Here is a 24,594-nt window from a genome sequence, read left to right on the forward strand (position 1 = left end):
GTATCGGCGGGTCAGTGCTGGCGAGGTGCTCTGCGGTGGCGACCGAACAGCACGAAGGATCCGCCGGCGAGCAACAGCAGCAGACCCGCGGTGAGCAACTGCCCGGCCGCCGAGACGCCGGTCGAGGCGAGATCGCCGGGACCGGTGCTCGAACTGGTGCCCTGGACCGAGATGGTCGTGCTGGTGAGCGAATCCGAGCTAGCGGAGGTGCTCGGGCTCTCCGACGATGTCGTACCGGACACGCTCGCCAAGGTCGAACTGGTGTTGGTGCCGGTGCTGGTGCCCGGTTCGCTGCTCGACGTGGGCAGCACCGAGAAGGTCGTCCGCGGGATCGAGCTGGACGTCGCCGACATGTCGATCGTGGTGCTGGTGACCGTCGTGCCGGAGACCGATGAGCTGGTCGCCGACGTCGTCGTCGAGTCGGTGGTCGGTGTCGTTTCGGTGGTGGGGGTGGTTTCGGTGGTGGGGGTGGTTTCGGTGGTGGGGGTGGTTTCGGTGGTGGGGGTGGTTTCGGTGGTGGTTTCGGTGGTGGGGGTGGTTTCGGTGGTGGGGGTGGTTTCGGTGGTGGGGGTGGTTTCGGTGGTGGGGGTGGTTTCGGTGGTGGGGGTTGTCCCGGTCGGGGAGGTCTTGGTGGTCGAGGACCTCGTGGGGCTGGAGTCGGGGCAGCCGCAGGCCGGCCCGTGCGAGACGGCCGGCCCTCCCGCCACCGCACCGACGACCGGTGCCTCCAGAGTTGCACCCGGTCCGGCGGTGGCTGCAGAAGCAGCCGAGAGGGACAGGGCGGTGAACGCGACCACGACGGCGACGCCGGCTCCCCATGTCGCCAATTTGCGCGATGTGTACCTGTGATCCCCGACCATTGTGCGTCCCATCCCCTGCGCTCTGAGTGTCGGAGGCGCTCGGTTCGGGCCGAGAGAATCAGTCCCGTGCGCCATCCTCCCGAGCACGATATGCCTCATGGTGCGAGATGCACACACGCTGAGTGAGCGAGTTGGGCTCTAAAGAGTGAACTCTTGGGGCATTCGTCGGCTGGCACCACCCGGATAATCAGGTTTGTCCTGTTCAGTCGTTTCCGGACGGCGGTACGTCCGGTGTCGTGACGTCGTCCTCCTCGGACGTTCGATGGGCGCGGAGCAACCACAAGGTCCGGCCCGGCATGGTCAGCTCGACCCCGGCCGACAGTGGGCTCGGATCTTCCGGCTCGCCCGTCGGGCCCGACGTGTCAAGGACCGGCGTGTAGGCCTCGCCGTAGGGCGGGCCGGGCAGGGTGAGCTCGATCGGATCTGCATCCGCATGCAGCACCAGCAGCCAGGAGTGATCTGTCATCGGGGCACCGGTGGTGGTGTGTCCGCGGACGTCACGGCCGTCCAGCCACATCTGCAGCGTTCGCCGCTGTCCGTCGAACCAGTCCGCATCGGTCATCTGCCGGCCGGACTGGCTGAACCAGACCAGATCCGGAACCCCGTCACCGCCGACGGGCGCGCGTCCTTCGAAGAACTCGCCCTGGTGGAGGGCTGGGGATTCCCGCCGGATGCCGGTGGTGCGGCGGACGAAGGCGAGCATCCTGGCCGCCTCCGTGCCGAGGTCGTCGTCATCCCGGTTGGTCACCTGCGACCAGTCGACCCAGCTGACGGCGTTGTCCTGGCAGTAGGCGTTGTTGTTGCCCCCCTGCGTCCGCCAGATCTCGTCGCCACCCAGAAGCATCGGCGTGCCGGTCGACAGCAGCACGGTGGCGGCGATGTTCCTCGCCTGCCGGGCCCGGACCGCCAGGATCTCCGGATCGCTGGTCGCACCCTCGGCGCCGTAGTTGGCCGACCGATTGTTGTCCGTACCGTCGCGGTTCTTCTCGCCGTTGGCCTCGTTGTGCTTCTGCTCGTAGGACACGATGTCCCGCAACGTGAATCCGTCGTGCGCGGTGACGAAGTTGACCGACGCCCATGGCCCACGATTCCCCCCGTAGAGGTCCTCCGACCCGGACAGCCGGTACCCGAGGTCCCGCACCCCGCCGACCCCGCGCCAGAAGTCACGAACGGCGTCGCGGTACCGGTCGTTCCACTCCGCCCACTGTGCGCCGAAACGACCGACGGCATACCCCTCGCCGGTGGCGTCCCAGGGTTCGGCGATGAGCTTGACCTGCGAGAGCACCGGATCGGCTGCGATCGCCGTCAGCAGGGCCGAACCGGAGTCGAACGGGCCGCCGCCGGGACGCCCGAGCACCGACGCGAGATCGAACCGGAATCCGTCGACCCCCAGTTCGGTGGCCCAGTAGCGGAGTGAGTCGGTGATCATCCGGACTACCGTCAGCGACTTCGGGTCGACTGTCGAACCGGTGCCGGTGATGTCGTGGCCCGCAGGGAGGTAGTAGGTGTCGGGGGCCAGCCCGCGCCAGGACAGGTCGACCGGCAGGCCGGACCCGCCTTCGCAGGTGTGGTTGTAGACGACGTCGAGGATGACCTCGATGTCGGCCGCATGCAGCGTCTCGACCATGGCCGCGAACTCGGCGAGCTCCTGGCCGGGGACGGAGGAGTACCCGGGGTGCACGGCGAAGTACGACAGGGTCGAGTAGCCCCAGTAGTTGCGCCGACCGGTGGCGTGGAGCTCCGGTTCGGCGGCGTGGGCGTGGACGGGCAGCAGCTCCAGGGCGGTGACGTGCAGCCGCTGCAGGTGCTCGATGACGGCAGGGTGGGCGATGCCGGCGTAGGTGCCGCGGAGCGCGCTGGGCACCTCGGGGTGCAACCGGGTCAGACCGGCGACGTGGGCCTCGTAGACGATGCTGTGCTCCCACGGGATGGCGGGGCGGGCAGGGCTCACCCTGACCTGCTCGACCACCACTGCCAGCGGTACCCGACCGAGGGTGTCGACGCCGGCCGCCGAGGCGGCCATCAGGTCGTACTCGGTGGTGTCCACCCGGCGGGCGTAGGGATCGAGCAGGATCTTCGAACGGTCCCGGCCGGTGACGCGGTAGCCGTAGCGCTGGCCGGCCCGTACTCCGGGGACGAAGGTGTGCCAGATTCCGTAGCGACGATCCTGCATCGGAACCATCTGCTCGGAGCCGAGGGCATCGACCAGGCACAGGTCCACCGCCTGTGCGCCGTCGGCCACCACGGCGAAGTTGACCCCGCGGTCCGTCAGCGTGGCGCCCAGCGGGAACGGCTCACCGGGGAACGGGCTGGAGCCGCTCGGCACCGGTAGCGGCATGCGGGCACCCCTGTGCCGGGCGGGGTCGTCACCACTGGTCGGTGTACCCGGAGCGTCGGAGGCTGGCGACATGTTGATCATTCTGCTGGCTGGGCTGCGCTCCGGACGACACGGGGTTGTCCCCCCGTGGCAGGGAAGCCGTCGGTCCGCGGTAGGACACAATGACCGTCGTGACGATGACGATCCGGCCCGGCGCCGACTCCGTCCTGCACTTGTGGGACATCACGGTGCGGCGGGGCTCGACCATGCTGTTGGACCGCGTCAGCTGGAACGTCGATGCGGGCGAGCACTGGGTGGTCCTCGGCCCGAACGGCGCCGGCAAGACGACGCTGCTGCAGATCGCGGCCGCCCAGATGCATCCGACCAGCGGACGGGCCCACGTGCTCGGCGAACGGCTCGGTGCGGTGGACATGATGGCGCTGCGGTCCCGGATCGGCCTGTCCTCGGCGGCCGTCGCGTCGCGCGTGCCGGCGGAGGAGACCGTGCTCGACATCGTGGTGTCGGCGGGCTACGGGGTGCTCGGCCGCTGGCGCGAACGGTACGACGAGATGGACTTCGCCCGTGCCGGCGAGTTACTCGACGCCATGGGCATCCGCCGGCTGTCGGACCGGCTCTGGGGAACCTTGTCCGAGGGCGAGCGCAAGCGGGCACTGGCAGCCAGGGCCCTGATGACCGATCCGGAACTGCTGCTGCTCGACGAACCTGCGGCCGGTCTCGACCTCGGTGGGCGGGAGGACCTGCTGGCGAGGCTCTCCCACCTTGCGATCGACCCTGGCTCGCCGGCCACCGTGCTGGTGACCCACCACGTCGAGGAGATCCCCACTGCCTTCACCCACCTGCTGCTGCTGCGGGAGGGCAAGGTCGTCGCCGCCGGTCCGATTGTGGAAACGCTGACCGCCCAGGCACTTTCGGAGACCTTCGGCATGACGCTGCTGCTCGACCGTCGCGACGGGCGCTACTTCGCCCACGCCAACTGACCTCTCCCGACCTTCCCCACCATCACAGACAACCCGGAGGCAACGATGCCCGAACTGGTCCGACTCGAGATCGAGGGTGCGGTCGGGGTGATCCGGCTGGATCGTCCGCCGGTGAACGCGATCAACTCGCAGGTGCACGCCGAACTGCTGGCCGTCGCGCAGGAGGTCGCCGCTCGTGACGACATCAGGGCCGTGGTGGTCTACGGCGGCGAACGGGCCTTCGCGGCCGGCGCCGACATCAAGGAGATGGCCGACCTGGTGCCGGAGACCATCTCGGTGTTCGGCTCCACACTGACCGCCGCGATCGACGCCATCGCCCGGTTGCCCAAGCCGGTCATCGCCGCGGTCGTCGGGTACGCCCTGGGCGGTGGATGCGAACTCGCCCTCGCTGCCGACTTCCGGGTGGTCGCGGACGATGCGCGCATCGGGCTGCCGGAGATCACCCTCGGGGTCTTCCCCGGTGCGGGTGGCACCCAGCGGCTGCCGCGGCTGATCGGCGTGGCGAAGGCCAAGGAGCTGATCTTCGGCGGCCGTCCCGTCAAGGGCGCCGACGCGGTCGGTCTCGGACTGGCCAGTCTGTCGGTCCCGGCCGACCAGGTGTACCCCGAGGCGTTGGCCATGGCGACCCGGCTGGCAGCGGGGGCGACGTTGGCCATCGCCGCGGCCAAGCGGGCCATCGACGACGGCATGGACACCGATCTGGCGAGTGGTCTCGCCATCGAGAGCCGGCTGTTCGCCGGGCTCTTCGCCACGCAGGACCAGAAGACCGGGATGGCCTCGTTCGTCAGGGAGGGGCCGGGCAAGGCCACCTTCACCGGTCGGTGAGCTCTGGATATCGTTTCAGCGCCGAGGATCTCGACTTCCTGACGTCCTCGGTCGGAGACGACCTACTCGCCGCGGCCCAGGCCCGGCCGCTCACGGATTCGTCCCTGCTGGCCGATCTCACCGGGCTCCGCCGGAGCGTCGGGTCCCGGGCCCAGGCCGTGGCCGAGACGGTGCGGCTGCGCCGAAAGGCGGTGCCCAAACTCGGTGAGCAGGCCGCGCGCTGGCTGTTCACCGACGAGGCGCTGCAGCAGGCGACCCCCTGGCCGGTCGCGCAGCACCGGGCTGCACGGTTGGCCGGCCACGGCGTGCACGACCTGACCTGCTCCGTCGGCGCCGACCTGGCCGCACTGGTCCCGGTCTGCGAGCCGGCGATCGGATCCGATCTGGACCCGGTCAGGGCGCGGATGGCCCGGCACAACCTCGCGTCCCTGGGCGTGCCCGCCCCGGTGCTGGTGGCCGATGCCCTGACGGTCGTCAGCCGAGGGTTGCTGCCGTACGCCGATCCGGCCCGCCGGGAGGCCGGCCGCCGGATCACCTCGGTCGACACGTTGCCGTCCGTCGCCGACCTCGACCACGTCCACTCCGCGCGGCTTCCAGTACTGCGGCTGCCGCCCGGCATCGACTACGAGGCATTGGGGCGGCCTGGCGAGGTGGAGATCGTGTCGCTGGACGGCGGCGCCCGGGAGGCGGTGCTCTGGCCGCCGGAACTTGGCGTGACGTCCCGTCGCGCCACGGTGTTGAGCAGCACCGGAGCCGGGTTCGAGGTCACCAGCGATGACCCGGACGAGGTTGCCAAGACCGTCCAGCCCGAGCACCTGGTGGGGGAGTGGCTCGTCGATCCCGATGCGGCCGTGGTCCGCGCACATCTGGTGCGCCACTACGGATGTCGTCACGGACTCCGCCAGCTCGACCCGCATCTGGCCTACCTGGCCGGACCTCGTCCCGCCGGCGTCAGGGCCTTTCGCGTCCTCGACTCCGCGGCCTACTCGGTGGCCACCGTCACGGGCTGGATCCGACGCGACGGGACCGGGACGTTGGAGATCAAGCAGCGCGGGACGTCGGTGGTGCCCGATGAGTTGCGCAAGCGGATGCGCCCCGCCATGACGAAGGACACCACGGTCGCCCACACCCTGGTGGTGGCCAGGATCGGCGATCGTCCGTGGGCTTTCTGGTGCCGAGCGTCCGAATCCGCCCCGTAGGATTTGCCGTCGTGACCTTCGAACTCCTTCCGGCCGTCGACGTCGCCGACGGGCAGGCCGTCCGCCTCGTGCAGGGCCGTGCCGGCACCGAGACCACCTACGGCGCACCGCTGGACGCGGCCCTGGCCTGGCAGGCCGACGGGGCGGAGTGGATCCATCTGGTGGACCTGGACGCCGCCTTCGGCCGCGGCTCGAACGCCGAGATGCTGGCGCGCGTGGTCGGGACCCTCGACGTCAAGGTCGAGCTGTCCGGTGGCATCCGCGACGACGCCTCACTCGAGGCGGCGCTGGCCACCGGCTGCACCAGGGTCAACATCGGCACGGCCGCGCTGGAGAACCCGGACTGGTGCGCCTCGGCGATCACCCGGTACGGCGACCAGGTCGCCGTCGGCCTCGACGTCCGCGGCACGACGCTCGCCGCCAGGGGCTGGACGCAGGACGGCGGGGATCTCTGGGAGGTGCTCGCCCGGCTCGATGCGCAGGGCTGTGCCCGCTACGTCGTCACCGACGTCACCAAGGACGGCACTCTCCGCGGCCCGAACATCGAACTGCTGCAACAGGTCTGCGCCGTCACCAAGGCACCGGTGGTGGCCAGCGGGGGCGTGTCGTCACTGGCCGACCTGGTCGCGTTGGCGGCGTTGGCCCCCCTCGGCGTCGAAGGCTCGATCGTCGGCAAGGCCCTCTATGCCGGCGCCTTCACCCTGCCCCAGGCCCTCGCCGCCGTCGCCTGACCCCCCGCCCCCCCGCGCTTATCAACTTCGACAGCGCTCATGAACGTGGTCTGTTCGGGGCTGGAGTGACGGAAATCGACCACTTCATGAGCGCAATTTACTGTGCCCTCCGCGGATACCCTGAACGCATGTCAGTTGCCGTGCGCGTCATCCCCTGTCTCGACGTGTCCGAGGGACGGGTGGTCAAGGGAGTCAACTTCCTGGATCTCGTCGACGCCGGGGATCCCGTCGAGATGGCCCGGCTGTACGACGTCGAGGGCGCCGACGAGCTGACCTTCCTGGACATCACCGCCACCAGCGACAACAGGGAGACCGCCTACGAGATGATCCGGCGCACCGCGGAGCAGGTCTTCATCCCGCTCACCGTCGGCGGCGGGGTCCGGACCCCGGACGACATCAACTCGCTGCTGCGCGCCGGCGCGGACAAGGTCTCCATCAACTCGGCAGCGGTAGCCCGTCCCGAATTCCTGTCCGAAGCGGCCCGGCGGTTCGGGTCGCAGTGCGTCGTCATCGCGATCGACGCCCGCCGTACCTCGGACCCGCTGTGCCGCAGCGGATTCGAGGTCACCACCCACGGTGGCCGCCAGGGCACCGGGATCGACGCGGTCGACTGGGCCATCCGGGCCGAGAAGGCGGGCGCCGGTGAGATCCTGCTGACCTCGATGGATGCCGACGGCACCAAGGCCGGGTTCGACGTGCCGATGCTGCAGCAGATCCGGGCGGCCGTCGGGGTTCCGCTGATCGCCTCGGGTGGCGCGGGGACGCTCGATCACTTCCCGGAGGCGGTGGCTGCCGGCGCCGACGCGGTGCTGGCCGCGTCGGTGTTCCACTTCGGCACGTTCCGCATCGATCAGGTCAAGGCCGAACTGGCGGCCGCGGGATACCCGGTGCGCCGCACTACGATCGCGACCGCGTCATGACCCCCCACCCCGCCATGGCCGCACAGATCAGCGGGCTGAAGTACAACGACGCCGGCCTGGTCTGCGCAGTGGCCCAGCAGTACGACACCAGGGAAGTCCTGATGGTCGCCTGGATGGACGCCGAAGCGGTCCGCCTGACGGTGGAAACCGGCCGGGCCACGTACTTCTCGCGTTCCCGGAACGAGTATTGGGTCAAGGGCGAGACGTCGGGCCACACCCAGCGGGTCATCGAGGTGCGCCGTGACTGCGACGGCGACACCCTGCTGGTCCTGGTCGATCAGACCGGCGCGGCCTGCCACACCGGCACCCGGACCTGCTTCGACAACGGCCTGATCAGCTGAGATCTGAGATTTCAGTACTGGTCCGGGTCAGGCGCCGGGGTCGGCGAGGTAGTGGTAGCCGTGGTGCCGGGCGAATCCCAGTCGGCGGTACATGGCCAGTGCCACCGGGTTCGCCTCGTCGACCTGCAGATAGACGGAGTGCGCCGGCTCCGCCTGGTCTGCGGCCCAGCGGGCGAGTTCACCCATCACATGACGGCCGATGCCGGTGCGGCGATGACCGGCGTCCACCGTCACCGCCGTGACGCCCAGCCAGCCCTCGGTGACCACACCCCTGGCCACCCCGCGTGGAGTACAGGACGGGTGCTGCCCAGGCGGGTGCTGGCCGGACGGGTGCTGGCCGGACGGGTGCTGCCCAGGCGGGTGCTGGCCGGACGGGTGCTGGCCTGGCGGGTGCTGGCCGGGCGGGTGCTGGCCAGGCGGGTGCTGGCCGGACGGGTCGTCGCCCGGCACGGTCAGGAAGACCGGTGATGCCGCGTTGGTCAGCACGGCGACGGCCGTGGGCGGGAGCGGATTGCCGCGGTAGAGGTAGCCGGACAGCCAAGCGTCCGACGGCACCGGGTCGAAACGGCTGGGCGGCAACAGGTCCGACCGCGGGCAGGCCGCCGCGACGTCGACGACGGCAGCCGTCATGACCGCGGTCGAGTGGTACGGACGCCACCCGCCCGCCTGCAACTGCAGATCCAACCCGGCGAGCGCGGAGCCCGGCCGGTCCTCCGGCATCTGGATGACGGCCGGCAGCCCGACAGCGCGGTAGAACTCCCGGATCGCCCGAAGCGCCTCGGCCGGTTCGCATCCCGGCGATCCGAGCGGCAGCACCGAGTTCGCGCGGCCGGTGAAGCCGTGCCCGGCGCGCAGCAGCCAGTCGCCGAGCGCCTCGGTGGTCGTGCCCTGCCAACCCCGACCCGCGATCTGCTCGAGGGCGGTGACGTCGAGCCCCTCGTCGAGGCCGGACGGCTGGGCAGCGGGGGAGTCGTCGGCACCGGGCACGGTCCAACACTAGGGACCGTTCGAGAGCGGGCAGAATGACCCCCATGGCATTCCTCTCGGCGTCGGTCGCCCCGCCGCCGTCCCCCACCTCAGCGACCCACCAGGCGACCGCATCGGCAGCCGCCCAAGAGCCGACCACGCCGGAAGCCCAGCCCCGCCCGGCCATCCGGCCGGCGCTCGGGGTCGTGTCGCCGACGTTGGAGGAGTTCCGCGAACTCGCGCGCGACCGCCGAGTCATCCCCGTCACGCGCCGGTTGCTCGCCGACTCGGTGACCCCGGTCGGCCTGTACGCCACGCTGGCGGCCGGCCGCGAGGGCACCTACCTGCTGGAGTCCGCCGAGCACGGCAAGTCATGGTCCCGGTGGTCCTTCGTCGGGGTTCGCAGCGCTGCCGCGCTGACCGAATCCGACGGGCAGGCGGAGTGGATCGGGACGCCGCCGACCGGACTGCCCACCGGCGGTGATCCGCTCGCGGCGCTGGCCGAGACGGTGCGACTGCTCCACACCGAGCCGCTCGCCGGGTTGCCGCCGCTCACCGGTGGCATGGTCGGCTACCTCGGTTACGACATCGTCCGGCGGCTGGAACGCATCGGGACGCCGGGCCGCGAACCGGCTGACGAATTGCAGGTGCCCGAGCTGGTGATGCTGATGTCGACGGATCTGGCCGCACTGGACCACCACGAAGGCACCGTCACGCTCATCGCCAACGCCGTCAACTGGGATGCCAGCGACGAGCGGGTGGACCTCGCCTACGCCGACGCCCTCGACCGGCTGGACGCGATGTCCCGCTCGCTCGGAGCCCCGGTCCCGGTACCGGCTGCCATCTTCGACCAGCCGGAGCCGGTCTTCAGCCGCCGGACCGGCAGCGACGACTACCGCGCGATGGTGGAGGTGGCCCAGGAGCACATCCGGGCCGGCGACGCCTTCCAGATCGTGCTGTCGCAGCGGTTCGACGTCCCGACCGACGCCTCCCCGATCGAGGTCTACCGGGTGCTGCGGGCCACGAACCCGTCGCCGTACATGTACCTGCTGCAACTGCCGACGCCGACCGGCCGTCCGATGGCGGTCGTGGGGTCGTCACCCGAGGCCCTGGTGACCGTTCGGGACGGGGTGGTGACGATGCACCCGATCGCCGGAACCCGGCCGCGGGGGGTGTCCGAGGAGGACGACATCCTGCTCGCCAAGGATCTGCTGGCGGACGTCAAGGAACGCAGCGAGCACGTCATGCTCGTCGACCTCGGCCGCAACGACCTCGGGCGGGTCTGCTCGCCCGGCACCGTCAGGGTCGTCGATTTCTTCACCATCGAGCGGTACAGCCATGTGATGCACATCGTGTCGACGGTGACCGGTTCCCTGGCCCCCGGCCGCACGGCCTTCGACGCGCTGAAGGCCTGCTTCCCGGCCGGCACGCTCTCCGGAGCGCCGAAACCGCGCGCCATGCAGATCATCGACGAGTTGGAACCGGCCCGCCGTGGCGTCTACGGCGGGGTGGTCGGTTATCTGGACTTCGCGGGCGATGCCGACACTGCCATCGCCATCCGGACGGCCCTGCTCACCGACGGCCTGGGCTACGTGCAGGCCGGAGCGGGCGTGGTGGCCGATTCGGTGCCCGCCAACGAGGATGCGGAGTGCCGGCACAAGGCCTTCGCGGTGATCGCCGCCATCGCGGCCGCCGGCACCATGCGGGCTGCCGGCGATGTCTGAGACGAGCTCCACCACCGCGGCCGTCACTGATCCGACGTCGACCGCCAAGGCGCGGCGGCGGCCGGCGGTGCTGGCGCTGCTGGTGGTGCTGGGCGCAGCGGCGGCGGCCGGCGCGGCGGCCATGACGTGGTGGACGCAGGCCTTCGCGGACTCGCTGTCCGGAACGATCACCACCAGGGCCACCGGATCGCAGACCGACGCCCTGCTCATTCCCGTTGCCCTCGTCGCGCTCGCCGGCTTCGGCGCCGCCCTGGCGACGACCGGTGCGGTGCGCCGCCTGGTCGGTGCGGTGCTTGCCCTCGGTGGCGCCGGTGCGGCGGGGCTGGCCATCGTCGCGATGTTCTCGGCGCCCTCGACGCTGCGATCCGATCTGACGCGGCCGGCCGACTCCGCCGGTCCGGCGCAGGTGCACGTGATCGGGCCGATCCTGGGACTGCTGGCCGGACTGCTGGTGGCTCTGGCCGGCGTGCTTGTGATGGCCGGGTTCGGGGCCAGGAAGGGGCGGCGGGCCCTTGGTAGCCGGTACGACGCGCCGATCGCCCGGCGGCGGAGTGCCGGAAATTCCCGGGAGACGACGGCGGCGACGGGAGCGGTGGCAGCTGCCGCCCCGGACCTCGCCGACCCCGCGGCGGATGCGAATGCGGCTGCGCAGTGGTGGAAGGCGCTCGATGCCGGACACGACCCGACGGCGTCCGACGGGTCCGCGGGCAAAAGGGTGGTGCCAACCACCGTCACCGCAGATGACTGGCATCCGGACTCGAATGACGCGGACCCGGGGGCGTCCCCGGGGGGTCCGACACGTCCGCCGGAATCGTAGGTGTGATCGCCTCCTGAACTGCCAGGTCTCCGAGCCGGGCAGTGCGGATCCGCCGGTCCGGACCCGGGGTGTCCGTCGAGGCCGCGAAGGGCAGCTAGCATGGCACCGACGGGCAGCAGTGCCCGTCGGACAAATTCCCGGGCTTCCGGTTCGTCGGACTGCTCGGAGGGCCTTCGCCGCCATTCCGCGCAGCGCGCGGACGGGGTGCGGTACCGGCCCCCGATTGTCACAGGGAGATGAGCCGAGTGAGTGTGCTGGAGGCGATTCTCGCCGGGGTGCGGGAGGATCTCGCGGCCCGTGAGTCCGCCATTCCGCTCGCCCAGGTCAAGGCGGCGGCCGCCGCGGCTCCACCGCCCCTCCCCGTTCTGTCGATCCTCCGCGAACCGGGCGTCGGCGTCATCGCGGAGGTCAAGCGGGCCAGTCCGTCCAAAGGTCGGCTGGCCACCATCTCCGATCCGGCCGCTCTGGCCGCCGCCTACGCGTCCGGTGGTGCGCGCGCGATCTCCGTCCTCACCGAGGGCCGGCGGTTCGGCGGATCTCTCGCCGATCTCGACTCGGTGCGGGCAGCAGTCGACATCCCCGTGTTGCGCAAGGACTTCATCGTCTCGCCCTACCAGGTGCACGAGGCGCGGGCGCACGGCGCCGATCTGGTCCTGCTGATCGTCGCGGCCCTGGCCCAGCCGGTGCTGCATGGTCTGCTCGAGCGTGTCGAGTCCCTCGGGATGACGGCGCTCGTCGAGGTTCACACCGAGGCCGAAGCCGATCGCGCGCTGGACGCCGGCGCGCGCGTCATCGGCGTCAACGCCCGCGACCTGACCACGCTGGCGGTCGATCGTGATGTCTTCGCGCGGATCGCCCCCGGACTGCCGTCCGACATCGTCACCATCGCCGAGTCCGGCGTCCGCGGTACCGCCGACCTGCTGGCCTACGCCGGCGCCGGTGCCCACGCGGTGCTGGTCGGCGAGGGTCTGGTGACGAGCGGCGATCCCCGTGCCGCCGTGGCCGACCTGGTGACAGCCGGCTCCCACCCGTCCTGCCCGCGTCCCTTGCGCTGACCCCCCGCGTCCCTCGCGCGGACCGCGGCGTCGAACGCCGCCCGGATCGCCGATCGCCGCCCGGATCTGCCGACGCATCGTCCGTGGTGAGCCAGATCGATCCCCGGGTCGGCGCGGAGTGTCGCCCCGGTGCGGCAGTATGGATGCGGGCCGAGATGTCGTCGGCACGCACGCACACCGATCCAGTTTGGAGCCGATTCCTCCGTGAGTTCTGCAACTGAAAGCCTTGCCACCTCCGTGCCAGCCGAGACGCTGCCGGAGACCGTCCCGACAGCACCCACGGCGCCGACCGCCACCCCGCGCACGTCGCTGCGCAGCCCGCGGGCCGACGGCCTCCCGCGTCCGTCGGACGGGATCGGCGGTACCTCGCACGATCCGGACGAGCGCGGCTACTACGGAACGATGGGTGGCCGCTGGCTGCCGGAGGCGCTGGTCGGCGCCTTGGACGAGGTCTGGGATTCCTACAGCAAGGCCCGGATCGACCCCGAGTTCCTCGCCGAGCTCGATCGGCTCGCGCAGGACTATGCCGGACGGCCGAGCCCCGTCACCGATGCCGAGCGGCTCACCGCCCACGTCGGGGGAGCGCGGATCCTGCTGAAACGCGAGGACCTCAACCACACCGGCAGCCACAAGATCAACAACGTGCTCGGCCAGGCTCTGCTGACGAAGCGGATGGGCAAGACCAGAGTCATCGCCGAGACCGGTGCCGGCCAGCACGGCGTCGCCACCGCAACGGCCGCTGCGCTGCTCGGCCTGCAGTGCACGATCTACATGGGCCGGGTCGACACCGAGCGCCAGGCCCTCAACGTCGCCCGGATGCGCCTGCTCGGCGCCGAGGTCATCGCGGTCGACTCGGGCTCGGCGACGCTCAAGGACGCCATCAACGAGGCGTTCCGCGACTGGGTGACCAACGTTGCGACCACCTACTACCTGTTCGGTACCGTCGGCGGCCCGCACCCGTTCCCGCTGATCGTCCGGGATTTCCAGCGGATCATCGGTCTGGAGGCCCGCCAGCAGGTCCTCAACATGACGGGCCGGCTGCCCGACGCGGTGGTGGCCTGCGTCGGCGGCGGCTCCAACGCGATCGGCGCGTTCCACGCCTTTCTGGACGACGCCGACGTGCGCCTGGTCGGCATGGAGGCCGGCGGTGACGGCATCGAGACCGGTCGGCACGCCTCGACCATCAGCGGCGGCACCATCGGCGTACTGCACGGTGCGCGGTCATTCCTGTTGCAGGACAACGACGGTCAGATCATCGAGTCGCATTCCATCTCCGCCGGGCTGGACTACCCCGGGGTCGGCCCTGAACAGGCGCACCTCGCGGAGATCGGGCGGGCCGAGTTCCGGTCCATCACGGACACCCAGGCGATGGACGCGTTCGCGTTGCTGAGCCGCACGGAAGGCATCATCCCGGCCATCGAATCGGCCCATGCGATCGCGGGGGCCGTCACCCTGGCGAAGGAGATCGGGCCCGGCGGCATCGTGCTGATCAACGTCTCGGGTCGCGGTGACAAGGACATGGAGACCGCCATGGAGTGGTTCGGCCTGGGGGACGACAAGTCCGGGGCGGCGATCCATCCCCTACCCGGTGTCGAGATGATCGCCGGAGTCACCAGCGGCGAGGCGGTCTGATGTCCGGTCCCGACGTGCTCGCAGACGTCTTCGCCGGCACCCGACGCGAGGGTCGGGCGGCACTCGTCGGCTATCTGCCGGCCGGGTTCCCGACGGTCGACGAGTCGGCTGACACGTTGATTGCCATGATCGAGGGCGGGTGCGACCTGGTCGAGGTCGGTGTGCCGTTCTCCGACCCTGTGCTGGACGGTCCGGTGATCCAGGCGGCCGCAGAGACGGCCCGAGGCCACGGTTTTCGGTTGCGGGACACGTTCACCGTCGTCGAGCGCATCTCCGCGGCCGGCGGCCGCGCCGTCGTGATGTCCTACTTCAATCCGATCCTGGCCTATGGCGTGGAGAACTTCGCCCGTGATCTCGCCGCCGCCGGCGGGCTGGGGGTCATCACTCCCGACCTGATCGTCGACGAGGCCGGCTCCTGGTTGGACGCCGCGCAGCAGTACGGGATCGACCCGATCTTCCTGGTGGCACCGTCCTCGTCCGCCGAGCGGATCAGCATCACCGCTGCGGCCACCAGAGGGTTCCTCTATGCGGCGTCGACGATGGGTGTGACGGGGGCGAGGGACCAGGTCTCCTCGGCCGCGCCAGCGCTGGTCGCCAAGTGCCGTGAGCTCACCGATCTGCCGATCGGGGTCGGGCTCGGGGTCCGCACCGGAGCCCAGGCCGCCCAGATCGCCGCCTTCGCGGACGCCGTGATCGTCGGGTCCGCGTTCACCTCCGCCGCGGCGGAGGGTCCGGCGGCCGTCCGGGCGCTGGCCGAGGATCTGGCCACCGGGGTCCGTTCCGCCGAGCGGCCTGTCGCCACGATGTCGACCGCGGTGGCCGAAGCACCGGCAGCCCGTTGATGACGACGGGACCGGTCGCCGCTGCGACCGAGTACCTCGCGAGCATCCCATCACCTCCGCGTGGCGTCATCCACCTCTGGATCCTGCCGATCCGGGCCTACGCGTTCTGCATCATCATCGGCATCATCGTCGCCGTCATCTGGGGCAATCGTCGTTTCGTTGCGCGAGGCGGCCGCCCCGGCCGGGTCACCGACATCACCGTGTTCTGCGTGCCCTTCGGCCTGGTCGGCGGTCGGCTCTACCATGTCATCACCGACAACGAGCTCTACTTCCGGGCGGGCCGGAACCCGTGGAACGCCTTCGCCATCTGGGACGGCGGCCTCGGCATCTGGGGCGCCATCGCGTTGGGCGGGGTGGGTGCGTGGCTGGGTTGCCGCTACTACAAGGTCCCGCTGTCCGCGTTCGCCGACGCCGTTGCGCCCGGCATCATCGTGGCGCAGGCGATCGGCCGGCTCGGCAACTACTTCAACCAGGAACTCTTCGGGTCGAAGACCACGCTCCCCTGGGGCCTGGACGTCTTCCTGCGCACCCCGGGAGGCGAATCGGGAACGATTCTCGGCTGCGACCCTCTCAACACGGGCGCCGCCCCCGAGTTCAACCCGACCTACATCAAGGCCGACCCGACGGTGCTGTGCGGGACGTACCAGCCGACGTTCCTGTACGAGCTGCTGTGGAACCTGGCCATCGCTGCCGTGCTGGTCTGGGCCGACCGGAAGTTCCGGTTGGGTCGCGGGCAGGTCTTCTGGCTCTACGTCGCCGGCTACACCCTCGGCCGCGGCTGGATCGAAACCCTCCGCATCGACACGGCAAACACCTTCCTCGGTCTGCGGATCAACGTGTTCACCTCGATCCTGCTGTTCATCGTCTCGGTGGCGATCCTGATCGCCCGTCGCGGCGTGGAGCGGGAGGACCCGGCGAGCCTGCAGGGCAAACCGCCCAAACTGGCAGCCGGCGAGGTCGAGACCGGCCCGGCCACCGAGACGGCAGGCGAGCAGCTGGACGGGGCCGGCGTGGAGCTTGCCGAGACGGCTGACTCCGACCTGGATCCCGACCAGGACCCGAAGCAGACGCAACACCTGGACGAAGCATCGGTGACCGCCGGCGCACCGTCGGAACCGGTTTCGTCAGGTTCGGACGGGGCTTCCGAACGGACGACGGCCGAACAGGTGACGCCATCCACGTCATCCGGCGTCGACGGGTCTGAACGGCGCCCGGAGGCCTGATCGTGCGGTCCGGCAGCCCCTCCCACCTGTGGGAAAGCCCTGCCGTGGTGTTCGTTTCGCGTCAGTCCTGTAATCTGCCGTTAACTGGGCCACCGTCGTCCTGGTCACCCGGAATGGGGTTTGCGGTTCTGCATCGGCGGTGATCCCTCTGGTGTCTGCTGAGACCTCATCGTGGCCTTTCCGATGGGGTGGCGTTCACACGCACGCCCACACCGTCCAGCCCCACCGGATCCAGCCCCATCCAGTACTGCCGCCACTGACAGCAACATTCGCTGTGATCCCATCGCCGGTCCGGATACGGAATCGATGATGTCGGTCGCACCGACGACGACGGGAGGCTTGCCGTGAAGTACTCGGCAATTCCGGGTCCCCAGGGCCTGTACGACCCCTCATACGAGAGCGATTCCTGCGGCGTGGCCGCGGTCGCCGACATCAAGGGACGACGGAGCAACAAGATCGTCGCCGACGGCATCACGGCACTGATCAACCTGGAGCACCGTGGTGCCGCCGGCGCTGACCCGGCCGTGGGCGATGGTGCCGGCATCCTGTTCCAGGTCCCGGAAGGCTTCCTGCGCGCCGTCGTCGACTTCGATCTGCCCGTCGCAGTGGCCTGCGGCGACCGCGAGGGTCAGGAGCCCGACGGCTGCGCCTTCGCGGTCGGCATCGCCTTCCTGCCCGCCGATGACGAGGAGCGGGTCCGCGCCAAGGCCATCGTCGAGGCCATCATCGCGGAGGAGGGGCTCGACCTGCTGGGCTGGCGCTCCGTCCCGATCGACCCGGTGGGCGCCGGAGTCGGGCAGATGGCGCTCGACGTCATGCCCGTTTTCGAGCAGCTCTTCCTGGCCGGCCCGGCCGACCAGCATGGTCACCGTCCGTACGGGATCGCACTGGACCGCCTGGTGTACGCCGTGCGCAAGCGATCCGAGAACGAGACTGTGGCGGCTGACGTGGACGTGTACTTCCCGTCCCTGTCCAGCCGGACCATGGTCTACAAGGGCATGCTGACCACCCAGCAGCTGCCGGATTTCTTCGACGACCTCCGCGACACCCGGGTCGAGAGCGCGATCGTGATCGTGCACTCCCGCTTCTCCACCAACACCTTCCCGGCCTGGCCGCTGGCCCACCCGTTCCGCTTCATCGCGCACAACGGCGAGATCAACACGGTCCGCGGCAACCGGAACCGGATGCGCGCCCGCGAGGCGTTGCTGGCCACCGACCTGATCCCCGGCGACCTGTCCCGCGTCTTCCCGATCAACAGCCCGCTCGCCTCTGATTCCGCGTCGTTCGACGAGGTGCTGGAACTGCTGCACCTCGGCGGTCGCAGCCTGCCGCACGCCGTGATGATGATGATCCCGGAGGCCTGGGAGAACAGCCGCGACACGATGGACCCGGCGATCCGCGGCTTCGCCGAGTTCCACGCGTCGGTGATGGAGCCATGGGACGGCCCGGCCTGTGTCACCTTCACCGACGGCCGTCTGCTCGGAGCGGTGCTGGACCGCAACGGCCTTCGCCCCGGACGGTGGTGGCTGACCAGCGACGACACCGTCGTGCTGGCCTCCGAGGCCGGTGTGCTGCCGATCCCGCCGGAGAAGATCATCGAGCGTGGCCGCCTGCAGCCCGGCCGGATGTTCCTGGTGGACACCGTCGTCGGCCGGATCATGGACGACGCCGAGGTCAAGTCGCGGCTCGCGGCCCAGCACCCGTACGCCGACTGGGTGCATGCCGGACTGGTCCCGCTCGGCGACCTCCCGGCCCGTGAGCACGTGGTCACCTCCCACGACGCCGTGCTGCGCCGCCAGCAGGTGTTCGGCTACTCCGAGGAGGACCTGCGGATCCTCGTCACGCCGATGGCGGCCACCGGAGCCGAAGCGATCGGATCGATGGGCACCGACACCCCGGAGGCCGTGCTGTCGGCCCGGCCGCGGTTGCTCTTCGACTACTTCTCGCAGCTCTTCGCCCAGGTCACCAACCCGCCGCTGGACGCCATCCGCGAGCAGGTCGTCACCAGCATGTCCAGCGTCATCGGGCCGGAGGAGAACCTGCTGGCTCCGTCCCCCAACTCCTGCCGGCAGATCTCGCTGCCGTTCCCGGTCATCGACAACGACGACCTGGCCAAGCTGGTCGGCGTCAATTCCGACGGCAACATGGCCGGCTTCGCCTCGTCGGTGATCTCCGGCCTGTACGAGGTGGAGGGCGGCGCGGAAGCCCTGCGATCCGCGCTGGAGCGATGTCGGCGCGAGGCCGACGAGGCCATCGCCGGCGGCGCCCGCATCCTGGTGCTGTCCGACCGCGACTGCGACGCGCGGCATGCGCCGATCCCGTCGTTGCTGCTCACCTCCGCCGTCCACCAGCACCTGGTCCGGCAGAAGTCCCGGACGAAGGTTGCGCTGATCACCGAGACCGGCGACGCCCGCGAGGTGCACCACGTGGCGCTGCTGCTCGGCTACGGCGCGGGCGCGGTCAACCCGTACCTGGCGCTCGAGTCCGCCGAGGACCTGGCCGTCACCGGTCTGCTGGGGGACACGACCCCGGCCAAGGCGGTGACCAACATGGTCTACGCGCTCGGCAAGGGCGTGCTCAAGGTGATGAGCAAGATGGGCATCTCGACGGTCGGCTCGTACCGCCAGGCCCAGGCGTTCGCCGCGTTCGGTATCGACGAGAGCGTGCTGGGCGAATACTTCACCGGCACCACCTCCCGCACCGGCGGCAGCGATCTCGGCGTCATCGCGCAGGACATCCTGGAACGGCACTCGCTGGCATTCGTCTCCAACACGGCCGTGCGCGAGCACCGCGGCCTGGAGATCGGCGGCCAGTACCAGTGGCGTCGGGAGGGCGAGATCCACCTGTTCAACCCGGAGACCGTCTACCTGCTCCAGCACGCCACCAAGACGAAGCAGGTCTCGGTGTTCCGGCGGTATACCGACACGGTGGACGAACTGTCCCGCAAGGGCGGCACGCTGCGTGGCCTGTTCGGCCTGCGCACCGACGTCAGGACGCCGATCCCGCTGACCGAGGTCGAGCCCGTCGAGGCGATCGTAAGGCGCTTCGTCACCGGGGCCATGTCCTACGGCTCCATCTCGATCGAAGCCCATCAGACGCTGGCCATCGCCATGAACAGGCTCGGTGGACGATCCAACACCGGCGAGGGCGGCGAAGACGTCGAGCGGCTGCTCGACCCGGCGCGACGCAGCGCGATCAAGCAGGTGGCGTCAGGCCGGTTCGGTGTGACGAGCGCCTACCTGGTCAACTCCGACGAGATCCAGATCAAGATGGCCCAGGGGGCCAAACCCGGTGAGGGCGGCCAACTTCCGGGCAACAAGATCTACCCGTGGATTGCCAAGACCAGGCACGCCACCACTGGTGTCGGGCTGATCTCGCCGCCGCCGCACCACGACATCTACTCGATCGAGGATCTCAAGCAGCTGATCCACGATCTGCGCAACGCGAACCCGAGGGCCGCGGTATCGGTGAAGCTGGTCGCCGAACCCGGGGTCGGCACGGTGGCCGCCGGTGTGGTCAAGGCCCACGCCGACCTGGTCATCATCGCCGGCTACGACGGCGGTACCGGTGCCGCGCCGCTCACCTCGCTCAAGCACACCGGCCAGCCCTGGGAACTGGGGCTCGCGGAGGCACAGCAGACGTTGCGGCTCAACGGTCTGCGCGAACAGGTCCGGCTGCAGGCCGACGGCGGCCTGAAGACCGGGCGTGACGTCGTCATCGCCGCCCTGCTGGGCGCCGAGGAGTTCGGTTTCGCCACCGCTCCGCTGGTGGTCGCCGGCTGCGTGATGATGCGTGTCTGCCACCTCGACACCTGTCCGGTCGGCATCGCCACCCAGAACCCGGTGCTGCGCGAGCGGTTCACCGGGACGCCGGAGTTCGTCGAGACCTTCTTCCTGTTCCTGGCCGAGCAGGTGCGCGAATACCTTGCCGCCCTTGGGTTCCGGTCGATCACCGAGGCGGTGGGTCACGCCGAACTGCTGGACATCGCCCCCGCGGTCGACCACCACCGGGCCCGCGGACTCGACCTGGCGCCGCTCCTGGCGGTGGCAGACATCGATGCCGGTCACTCCTGCACGAACCCGGCGCAGCACGACCTGTCCGACACGCTGGATGCGCGTTTCATCGAGCAGGCCGCGCAGACCCTGACCGACGGCTCACCGGTGCGGCTGACGTCGCTCGTCCGCAACGTCAACCGGACGGTCGGCACCATGCTGGGCTCCGAGGTGACCCGTCGGTTCGGCCCGGAGGGACTCCCCGCCGGCACCATCGACCTCGACCTGACGGGCACCGCCGGGCAGTCCCTCGGGGCGTTCCTGCCGACGGGCATCGTCATCACCCTCACCGGTGACGCCAACGACTACGTGGCCAAGGGTCTGTCCGGCGGCCGCATCGTGGTGAAGCCGGCCGAGGACTCGCCGGCCCAGGCGCCCGGCGCCAAGACGCAGGTGATCGCCGGCAACACCATCGGGTACGGCGCCACGTCCGGCGAGCTGTACCTGCGCGGTCGGGTGGGGGAGCGGTTCGCCGTCCGCAACTCCGGCGCGCTGATGGTCGCCGAGGGCACCGGCGACCACGCGATGGAGTACATGACCGGCGGGCGGGTGGTGATCCTCGGCCGCACCGGCCGCAACGCCGCCGCCGGCATGAGCGGTGGGATCGGCTACCTGCTGGATGCCGATCTGACCAGGATCAACAAGGAGCTGGTCGACGTCGAGGTCCTGGACGCCGACGAGCTGATCTGGCTCGGCGAGGTGGTGGCCGACCACGCCAGGTACACCGGTTCGCCGATTGCCAGGGCTCTGCTGGCCGCCTGGCCGGAGGAGTCCGCCCGGTTCTCCCGGGTGATGCCGCGCGACTACCGCAAGGTGCTGGCGCTGCAGGCCCGCGCTGCCGAAACCGGCGTCGATGCCGACGATCTGATCATGGAGGCCTCCCGTGGCTGACCCCAGCGGGTTCCTGAAGTACGAGCGTCATACGCCAACCCGTCGTCCCGTCCCGCTGCGTCTGCGCGACTGGAAAGAGGTGTACGAGCCGTTCAGCGAGGCCGAGACGCGAGACCAGGCTGCCCGATGCATGGACTGCGGGATCCCGTTCTGCCACCAGGGTTGTCCGCTCGGAAACCTGATCCCGGAGTGGAACGAACTGGTCCGCACCGGCCGGTGGGAGGACGCCTCCGACCGGTTGCACGCCACGAACAACTTCCCCGAGTTCACCGGCCGGCTGTGTCCGGCTCCGTGCGAGGGCTCCTGTGTCCTGGCCATCGGTGACGACCCGGTGTCGATCAAGGTCGTCGAGCAGCAGATCGCGGACCGGGCGATCGCCGACGGCGGGCTCGCCCCGCGGCCGGCGGCCGTGTCGACGGGCCGGAAGGTGGCCGTCGTCGGTTCCGGGCCGGCCGGCCTCGCCGCAGCGCAGCAGCTGGCCAGGGCCGGGCACGAGGTCACGGTCTTCGAGCGTGACGGCCGCATCGGCGGGCTGATGCGCTACGGCATCCCCGAGTTCAAGATGGGCCGTGACGTGCTGGACCGCCGCCTCGAGCAGATGACGGCCGAGGGCGTGCGTTTCCTCACCCACTGCGCCGTCGGCGTCGACCTGTCGGTGGCCGACCTGCGCCACAACTTCCACGCCATCATCATCGCGACCGGCTCGACCGTCCCGCGCGAGCTGCAGGTCGACGGGCGCAGGCTCGACGGAGTGGAGCTGGCGATGGACTACCTGGTCAGCGCCAACAAAGCCCTCGAGGGCACCGCTGATCTCGCGCCGCGGTTCGACGCCGCCGGCCGGCACGTGGTAATCATCGGCGGTGGTGACACCGGGGCCGACTGCTACGGCACCGCGCTGCGTCAGGGCGCCGCGTCGGTGACGCAGCTGGACATCCACGTGCAGCCGCCGGTGACCCGTCATCCGTCGACGCCGTGGCCGGTGTACCCGTTGCTGCTGCGCACGTCTGCCGCCCACGAAGAGGGTGGCCAGCGCGTGTTCGGCGTCAACTCGACGTCGTTCGAAGGCACCGACGGGCGGGTCACCGGGATCCACCTGGTCGAGGGCAAGCGGGTCGGCGGCGGGTTCATCCCGTCAGCAGGCACCGAGACCGACCTCGAGGCCGATCTGGTGCTGCTCGCGCTCGGGTTCGTCGGCCCGGAGCGCGAGGGTCTGCTCGACGACCTCGGGATCGACATCTCGGGCCGCGGCACCGTCGACCGCGACGACGACTACATGACGAACATGCCCGGGGTCTTCGTGGCCGGCGACGCCGGTCGCGGGCAGTCGCTGATCGTCTGGGCCATCGCCGAGGGGCGCTCCGCTGCGGCCGGTGTGGACGCGTATCTCTCCGGCGGGTCCAGCCTGCCCGACCCGCTCCAGCCCACCGCCATCGCCCTGCGCTGAGGTTCCGGCCCCAGCCCACCCCGACCGCGCTTATCAACTTCGCCGGCGCTCATGATCGGGTCGATTCGCGCACCACGCGTCCCAAAACGGCCACCTTCGTCAGCGCAGACGATGTTGATAAGCGCGGCCGGAGGCAGTGTGACCCCGATGACGGAATCGGTTCAGAAAACAGTTACTCTCAGAGCATGGATCGCCGCGCAAAAATCGTCTGCACCCTTGGCCCAGCCACGTCCTCCGAGGAAGCGATCACCTCGCTGATCGAGGCCGGCATGAACGTGGCCAGGATGAACTTCAGCCACGGTGACTACGCCGATCACCAGATCGTCCATGGTCACGTCCGCTCCGCCGCGAAGAAGCTCGGCAAGACCGTCGGCATCCTCGCCGACCTGCAGGGGCCGAAGATCCGCCTCGGCCGCTTCAGCGACGGACCCCACGTCTGGGAGACCGGCAGCACCGTCACCATCACCGTCGACGACATCATCGGCACCGCCGATCGCGTCTCCACCACCTACAAGGGCCTCGCCAACGACGCCCGTCCCGGCGACCGCCTGTTGATCGACGACGGCAAGGTCGGCCTGGTCGTCACCACCGTCGAGGGCAACGACGTCCGCTGCACCGTCACCGAGGGCGGCCCGGTCAGCAACAACAAGGGCATCTCGCTCCCGGGCATGAACGTCTCCGTACCCGCCATGTCCGAGAAGGACGTGTCGGACCTCAAGTTCGCGCTGTCCCTCGGCGTCGACTTCATCGCCCTGTCGTTCGTCCGGTCGCCGGCCGACGTCGATCTGGTGCACGCCGTCATCGACGAGGTCGGGGCCACCCGCATCCCGGTGATCGCCAAGCTGGAGAAGCCGGAAGGCGTCGCCAACCTCGAAGCCATCGTGCTGGCGTTCGACGGCGTCATGGTCGCCCGTGGTGACCTCGGCGTCGAGCTCCCGCTGGAGCAGGTGCCGCTGGTGCAGAAGCGCTGCGTCCAGATCGCCCGCGAGAACGCCAAGCCCGTCATCGTCGCCACCCAGATGCTCGAATCGATGATCGAGCACTCCCGGCCGACCAGGGCCGAGGCCTCGGACGTCGCCAACGCCGTGCTGGACGGCGCCGACGCGGTGATGCTCTCGGGCGAGACCTCGGTCGGCAAGTACCCGTTCGTCACCGTCGCGACGATGGCCCGCATCATCGAGGCCGTCGAGGCCGAGACCACTGTCGTCCCGCCGTTGACGCACGTCCCCCGCACCAAGCGCGGCGTGCTCTCCTACGCGGCCCGCGACATCGGGGAGCGGCTGGAGGCCAAGGCGCTGGTGGCGTTCACGCAGTCCGGCGACACCGTCCGGCGGTTGGCCCGGTTGCACACCAACCTGCCGCTGCTGGCGTTCACCCCGCTCGAGTCCACCTGCAACCAACTCGCCCTGACGTGGGGCACCAAGACCTTCCAGGTCGCCCCGGTCGACACCACCGACGCCATGGTCGAGCTGGTCGACTCGGCCATGCTGCAGGTCCCCGGTTATCACGCCGGCGATACCGTGGTGATCGTGGCCGGCTCGCCGCCCAACACCTCGGGTTCGACCAACCTGATCCGGGTGCACCGGCTGGGTTACAAGGACTGACCGCGCAACCGTACTGTTCGCGCACCCGGCCCACCCGATGACCGTGACGAGAGCCGCACCGTCATCGGGTGAGGCCGCACAGCCACTACGGTGATCGCTGTGGACGAACCGAGCGACCTGCCCGACGGACCGAACCCCAGCAGTGGCCCCGAG

General features: G+C 70.1%; 18 protein-coding genes. 16 read left to right on the top strand and 2 right to left on the bottom strand.

From position 1 onward, the window contains the following. Window positions 1-90 precede the first annotated feature (90 nt). The gene (locus ABIB25_RS10375) at window positions 91-849 is read left to right on the top strand and encodes a hypothetical protein (protein ID WP_354528366.1); all 759 of its coding nucleotides are present in this window, start codon (window positions 91-93) and stop codon (window positions 847-849) included. Between the two features lie 213 nt (window positions 850-1,062). On the opposite strand, the gene glgX is transcribed toward ABIB25_RS10375, so the two are convergent. Next, the gene (gene glgX, locus ABIB25_RS10380) at window positions 1,063-3,270 is read right to left on the bottom strand and encodes a glycogen debranching protein GlgX (protein WP_502919781.1); all 2,208 of its coding nucleotides are present in this window, start codon (window positions 3,268-3,270) and stop codon (window positions 1,063-1,065) included. A gap of 89 nt (window positions 3,271-3,359) precedes the next feature. Between glgX and ABIB25_RS10385 the strand changes: the two genes are divergently transcribed. The 6 genes from ABIB25_RS10385 to hisI all read left to right on the top strand — a co-directional run bounded on the left by ABIB25_RS10385 (window position 3,360) and on the right by hisI (window position 8,191). Further along, the gene (locus tag ABIB25_RS10385) at window positions 3,360-4,175 is read left to right on the top strand and encodes an ABC transporter ATP-binding protein (RefSeq protein WP_354528367.1); all 816 of its coding nucleotides are present in this window, start codon (window positions 3,360-3,362) and stop codon (window positions 4,173-4,175) included. A gap of 45 nt (window positions 4,176-4,220) precedes the next feature. After that, window positions 4,221-5,000, top strand: a complete 780-nt coding sequence (locus ABIB25_RS10390) for an enoyl-CoA hydratase/isomerase family protein (RefSeq protein WP_354528368.1) — start codon at window positions 4,221-4,223, stop codon at window positions 4,998-5,000. Further along, on the top strand, window positions 4,997-6,199 hold the full coding sequence (locus ABIB25_RS10395; RefSeq protein WP_354528369.1) for a THUMP-like domain-containing protein: 1,203 nt from the start codon (window positions 4,997-4,999) through the stop codon (window positions 6,197-6,199). The genes ABIB25_RS10390 and ABIB25_RS10395 overlap by 4 nt, the downstream gene beginning before the upstream one ends. A gap of 11 nt (window positions 6,200-6,210) precedes the next feature. Next, a complete protein-coding gene (priA, locus tag ABIB25_RS10400; protein ID WP_354528370.1) occupies window positions 6,211-6,930 on the top strand; it encodes a bifunctional 1-(5-phosphoribosyl)-5-((5-phosphoribosylamino)methylideneamino)imidazole-4-carboxamide isomerase/phosphoribosylanthranilate isomerase PriA in 720 nt (239 codons plus the stop codon). A 128-nt stretch (window positions 6,931-7,058) separates the two neighbouring features. Next, the gene (gene hisF / locus ABIB25_RS10405; protein ID WP_354528371.1) at window positions 7,059-7,850 is read left to right on the top strand and encodes an imidazole glycerol phosphate synthase subunit HisF; all 792 of its coding nucleotides are present in this window, start codon (window positions 7,059-7,061) and stop codon (window positions 7,848-7,850) included. Then, entirely contained in the window at window positions 7,847-8,191 is a 345-nt protein-coding gene (gene hisI, locus ABIB25_RS10410) for a phosphoribosyl-AMP cyclohydrolase (RefSeq protein ID WP_354528372.1), read from the top strand. The genes hisF and hisI overlap by 4 nt, the downstream gene beginning before the upstream one ends. A 27-nt stretch (window positions 8,192-8,218) precedes the next feature. Here the strand turns inward: hisI and ABIB25_RS10415 are convergent, their stop codons facing one another. After that, window positions 8,219-9,178: a GNAT family N-acetyltransferase gene (locus ABIB25_RS10415; RefSeq protein WP_354528373.1), complete on the bottom strand. Its 960-nt coding sequence runs from the start codon at window positions 9,176-9,178 to the stop codon at window positions 8,219-8,221. Window positions 9,179-9,222: 44 nt separating this feature from the next. Here ABIB25_RS10415 and ABIB25_RS10420 point away from each other — a divergent pair, with 44 nt between their 5' ends. The 9 genes from ABIB25_RS10420 to pyk all read left to right on the top strand — a co-directional run bounded on the left by ABIB25_RS10420 (window position 9,223) and on the right by pyk (window position 24,441). Beyond that, window positions 9,223-10,881: an anthranilate synthase component I gene (locus tag ABIB25_RS10420; protein ID WP_354528374.1), complete on the top strand. Its 1,659-nt coding sequence runs from the start codon at window positions 9,223-9,225 to the stop codon at window positions 10,879-10,881. Then, window positions 10,874-11,698, top strand: coding sequence for a Trp biosynthesis-associated membrane protein (locus tag ABIB25_RS10425; protein ID WP_354528375.1), 825 nt, complete (start codon window positions 10,874-10,876; stop codon window positions 11,696-11,698). Before ABIB25_RS10420 ends, ABIB25_RS10425 begins: the two co-directional genes overlap by 8 nt. A 236-nt stretch (window positions 11,699-11,934) precedes the next feature. Then, the gene (gene trpC, locus ABIB25_RS10430; RefSeq protein WP_354528376.1) at window positions 11,935-12,753 is read left to right on the top strand and encodes an indole-3-glycerol phosphate synthase TrpC; all 819 of its coding nucleotides are present in this window, start codon (window positions 11,935-11,937) and stop codon (window positions 12,751-12,753) included. Window positions 12,754-13,155: 402 nt separating this feature from the next. Then, window positions 13,156-14,385, top strand: coding sequence for a tryptophan synthase subunit beta (gene trpB / locus ABIB25_RS10435; RefSeq protein WP_502919788.1), 1,230 nt, complete (start codon window positions 13,156-13,158; stop codon window positions 14,383-14,385). Beyond that, a complete protein-coding gene (gene trpA / locus ABIB25_RS10440; protein ID WP_354528377.1) occupies window positions 14,385-15,227 on the top strand; it encodes a tryptophan synthase subunit alpha in 843 nt (280 codons plus the stop codon). Before trpB ends, trpA begins: the two co-directional genes overlap by 1 nt. Beyond that, complete coding sequence (gene lgt, locus ABIB25_RS10445) at window positions 15,227-16,450, top strand: prolipoprotein diacylglyceryl transferase (protein ID WP_354528378.1); 1,224 nt, start codon at window positions 15,227-15,229, stop codon at window positions 16,448-16,450. The genes trpA and lgt overlap by 1 nt, the downstream gene beginning before the upstream one ends. Before the next feature lie 344 nt (window positions 16,451-16,794). Next, entirely contained in the window at window positions 16,795-21,393 is a 4,599-nt protein-coding gene (gene gltB, locus ABIB25_RS10450; protein WP_354528379.1) for a glutamate synthase large subunit, read from the top strand. Next, window positions 21,386-22,837, top strand: a complete 1,452-nt coding sequence (locus ABIB25_RS10455) for a glutamate synthase subunit beta (protein ID WP_354528380.1) — start codon at window positions 21,386-21,388, stop codon at window positions 22,835-22,837. The genes gltB and ABIB25_RS10455 overlap by 8 nt, the downstream gene beginning before the upstream one ends. Window positions 22,838-23,022: 185 nt before the next feature. Next, window positions 23,023-24,441: a pyruvate kinase gene (gene pyk, locus ABIB25_RS10460; RefSeq protein WP_354528381.1), complete on the top strand. Its 1,419-nt coding sequence runs from the start codon at window positions 23,023-23,025 to the stop codon at window positions 24,439-24,441. Window positions 24,442-24,594: the final 153 nt, after the last annotated feature.

Origin of the sequence: Nakamurella sp. UYEF19 (assembly GCF_040546275.1) — a bacterium.
Taxonomy (GTDB): domain Bacteria; phylum Actinomycetota; class Actinomycetes; order Mycobacteriales; family Nakamurellaceae; genus Nakamurella.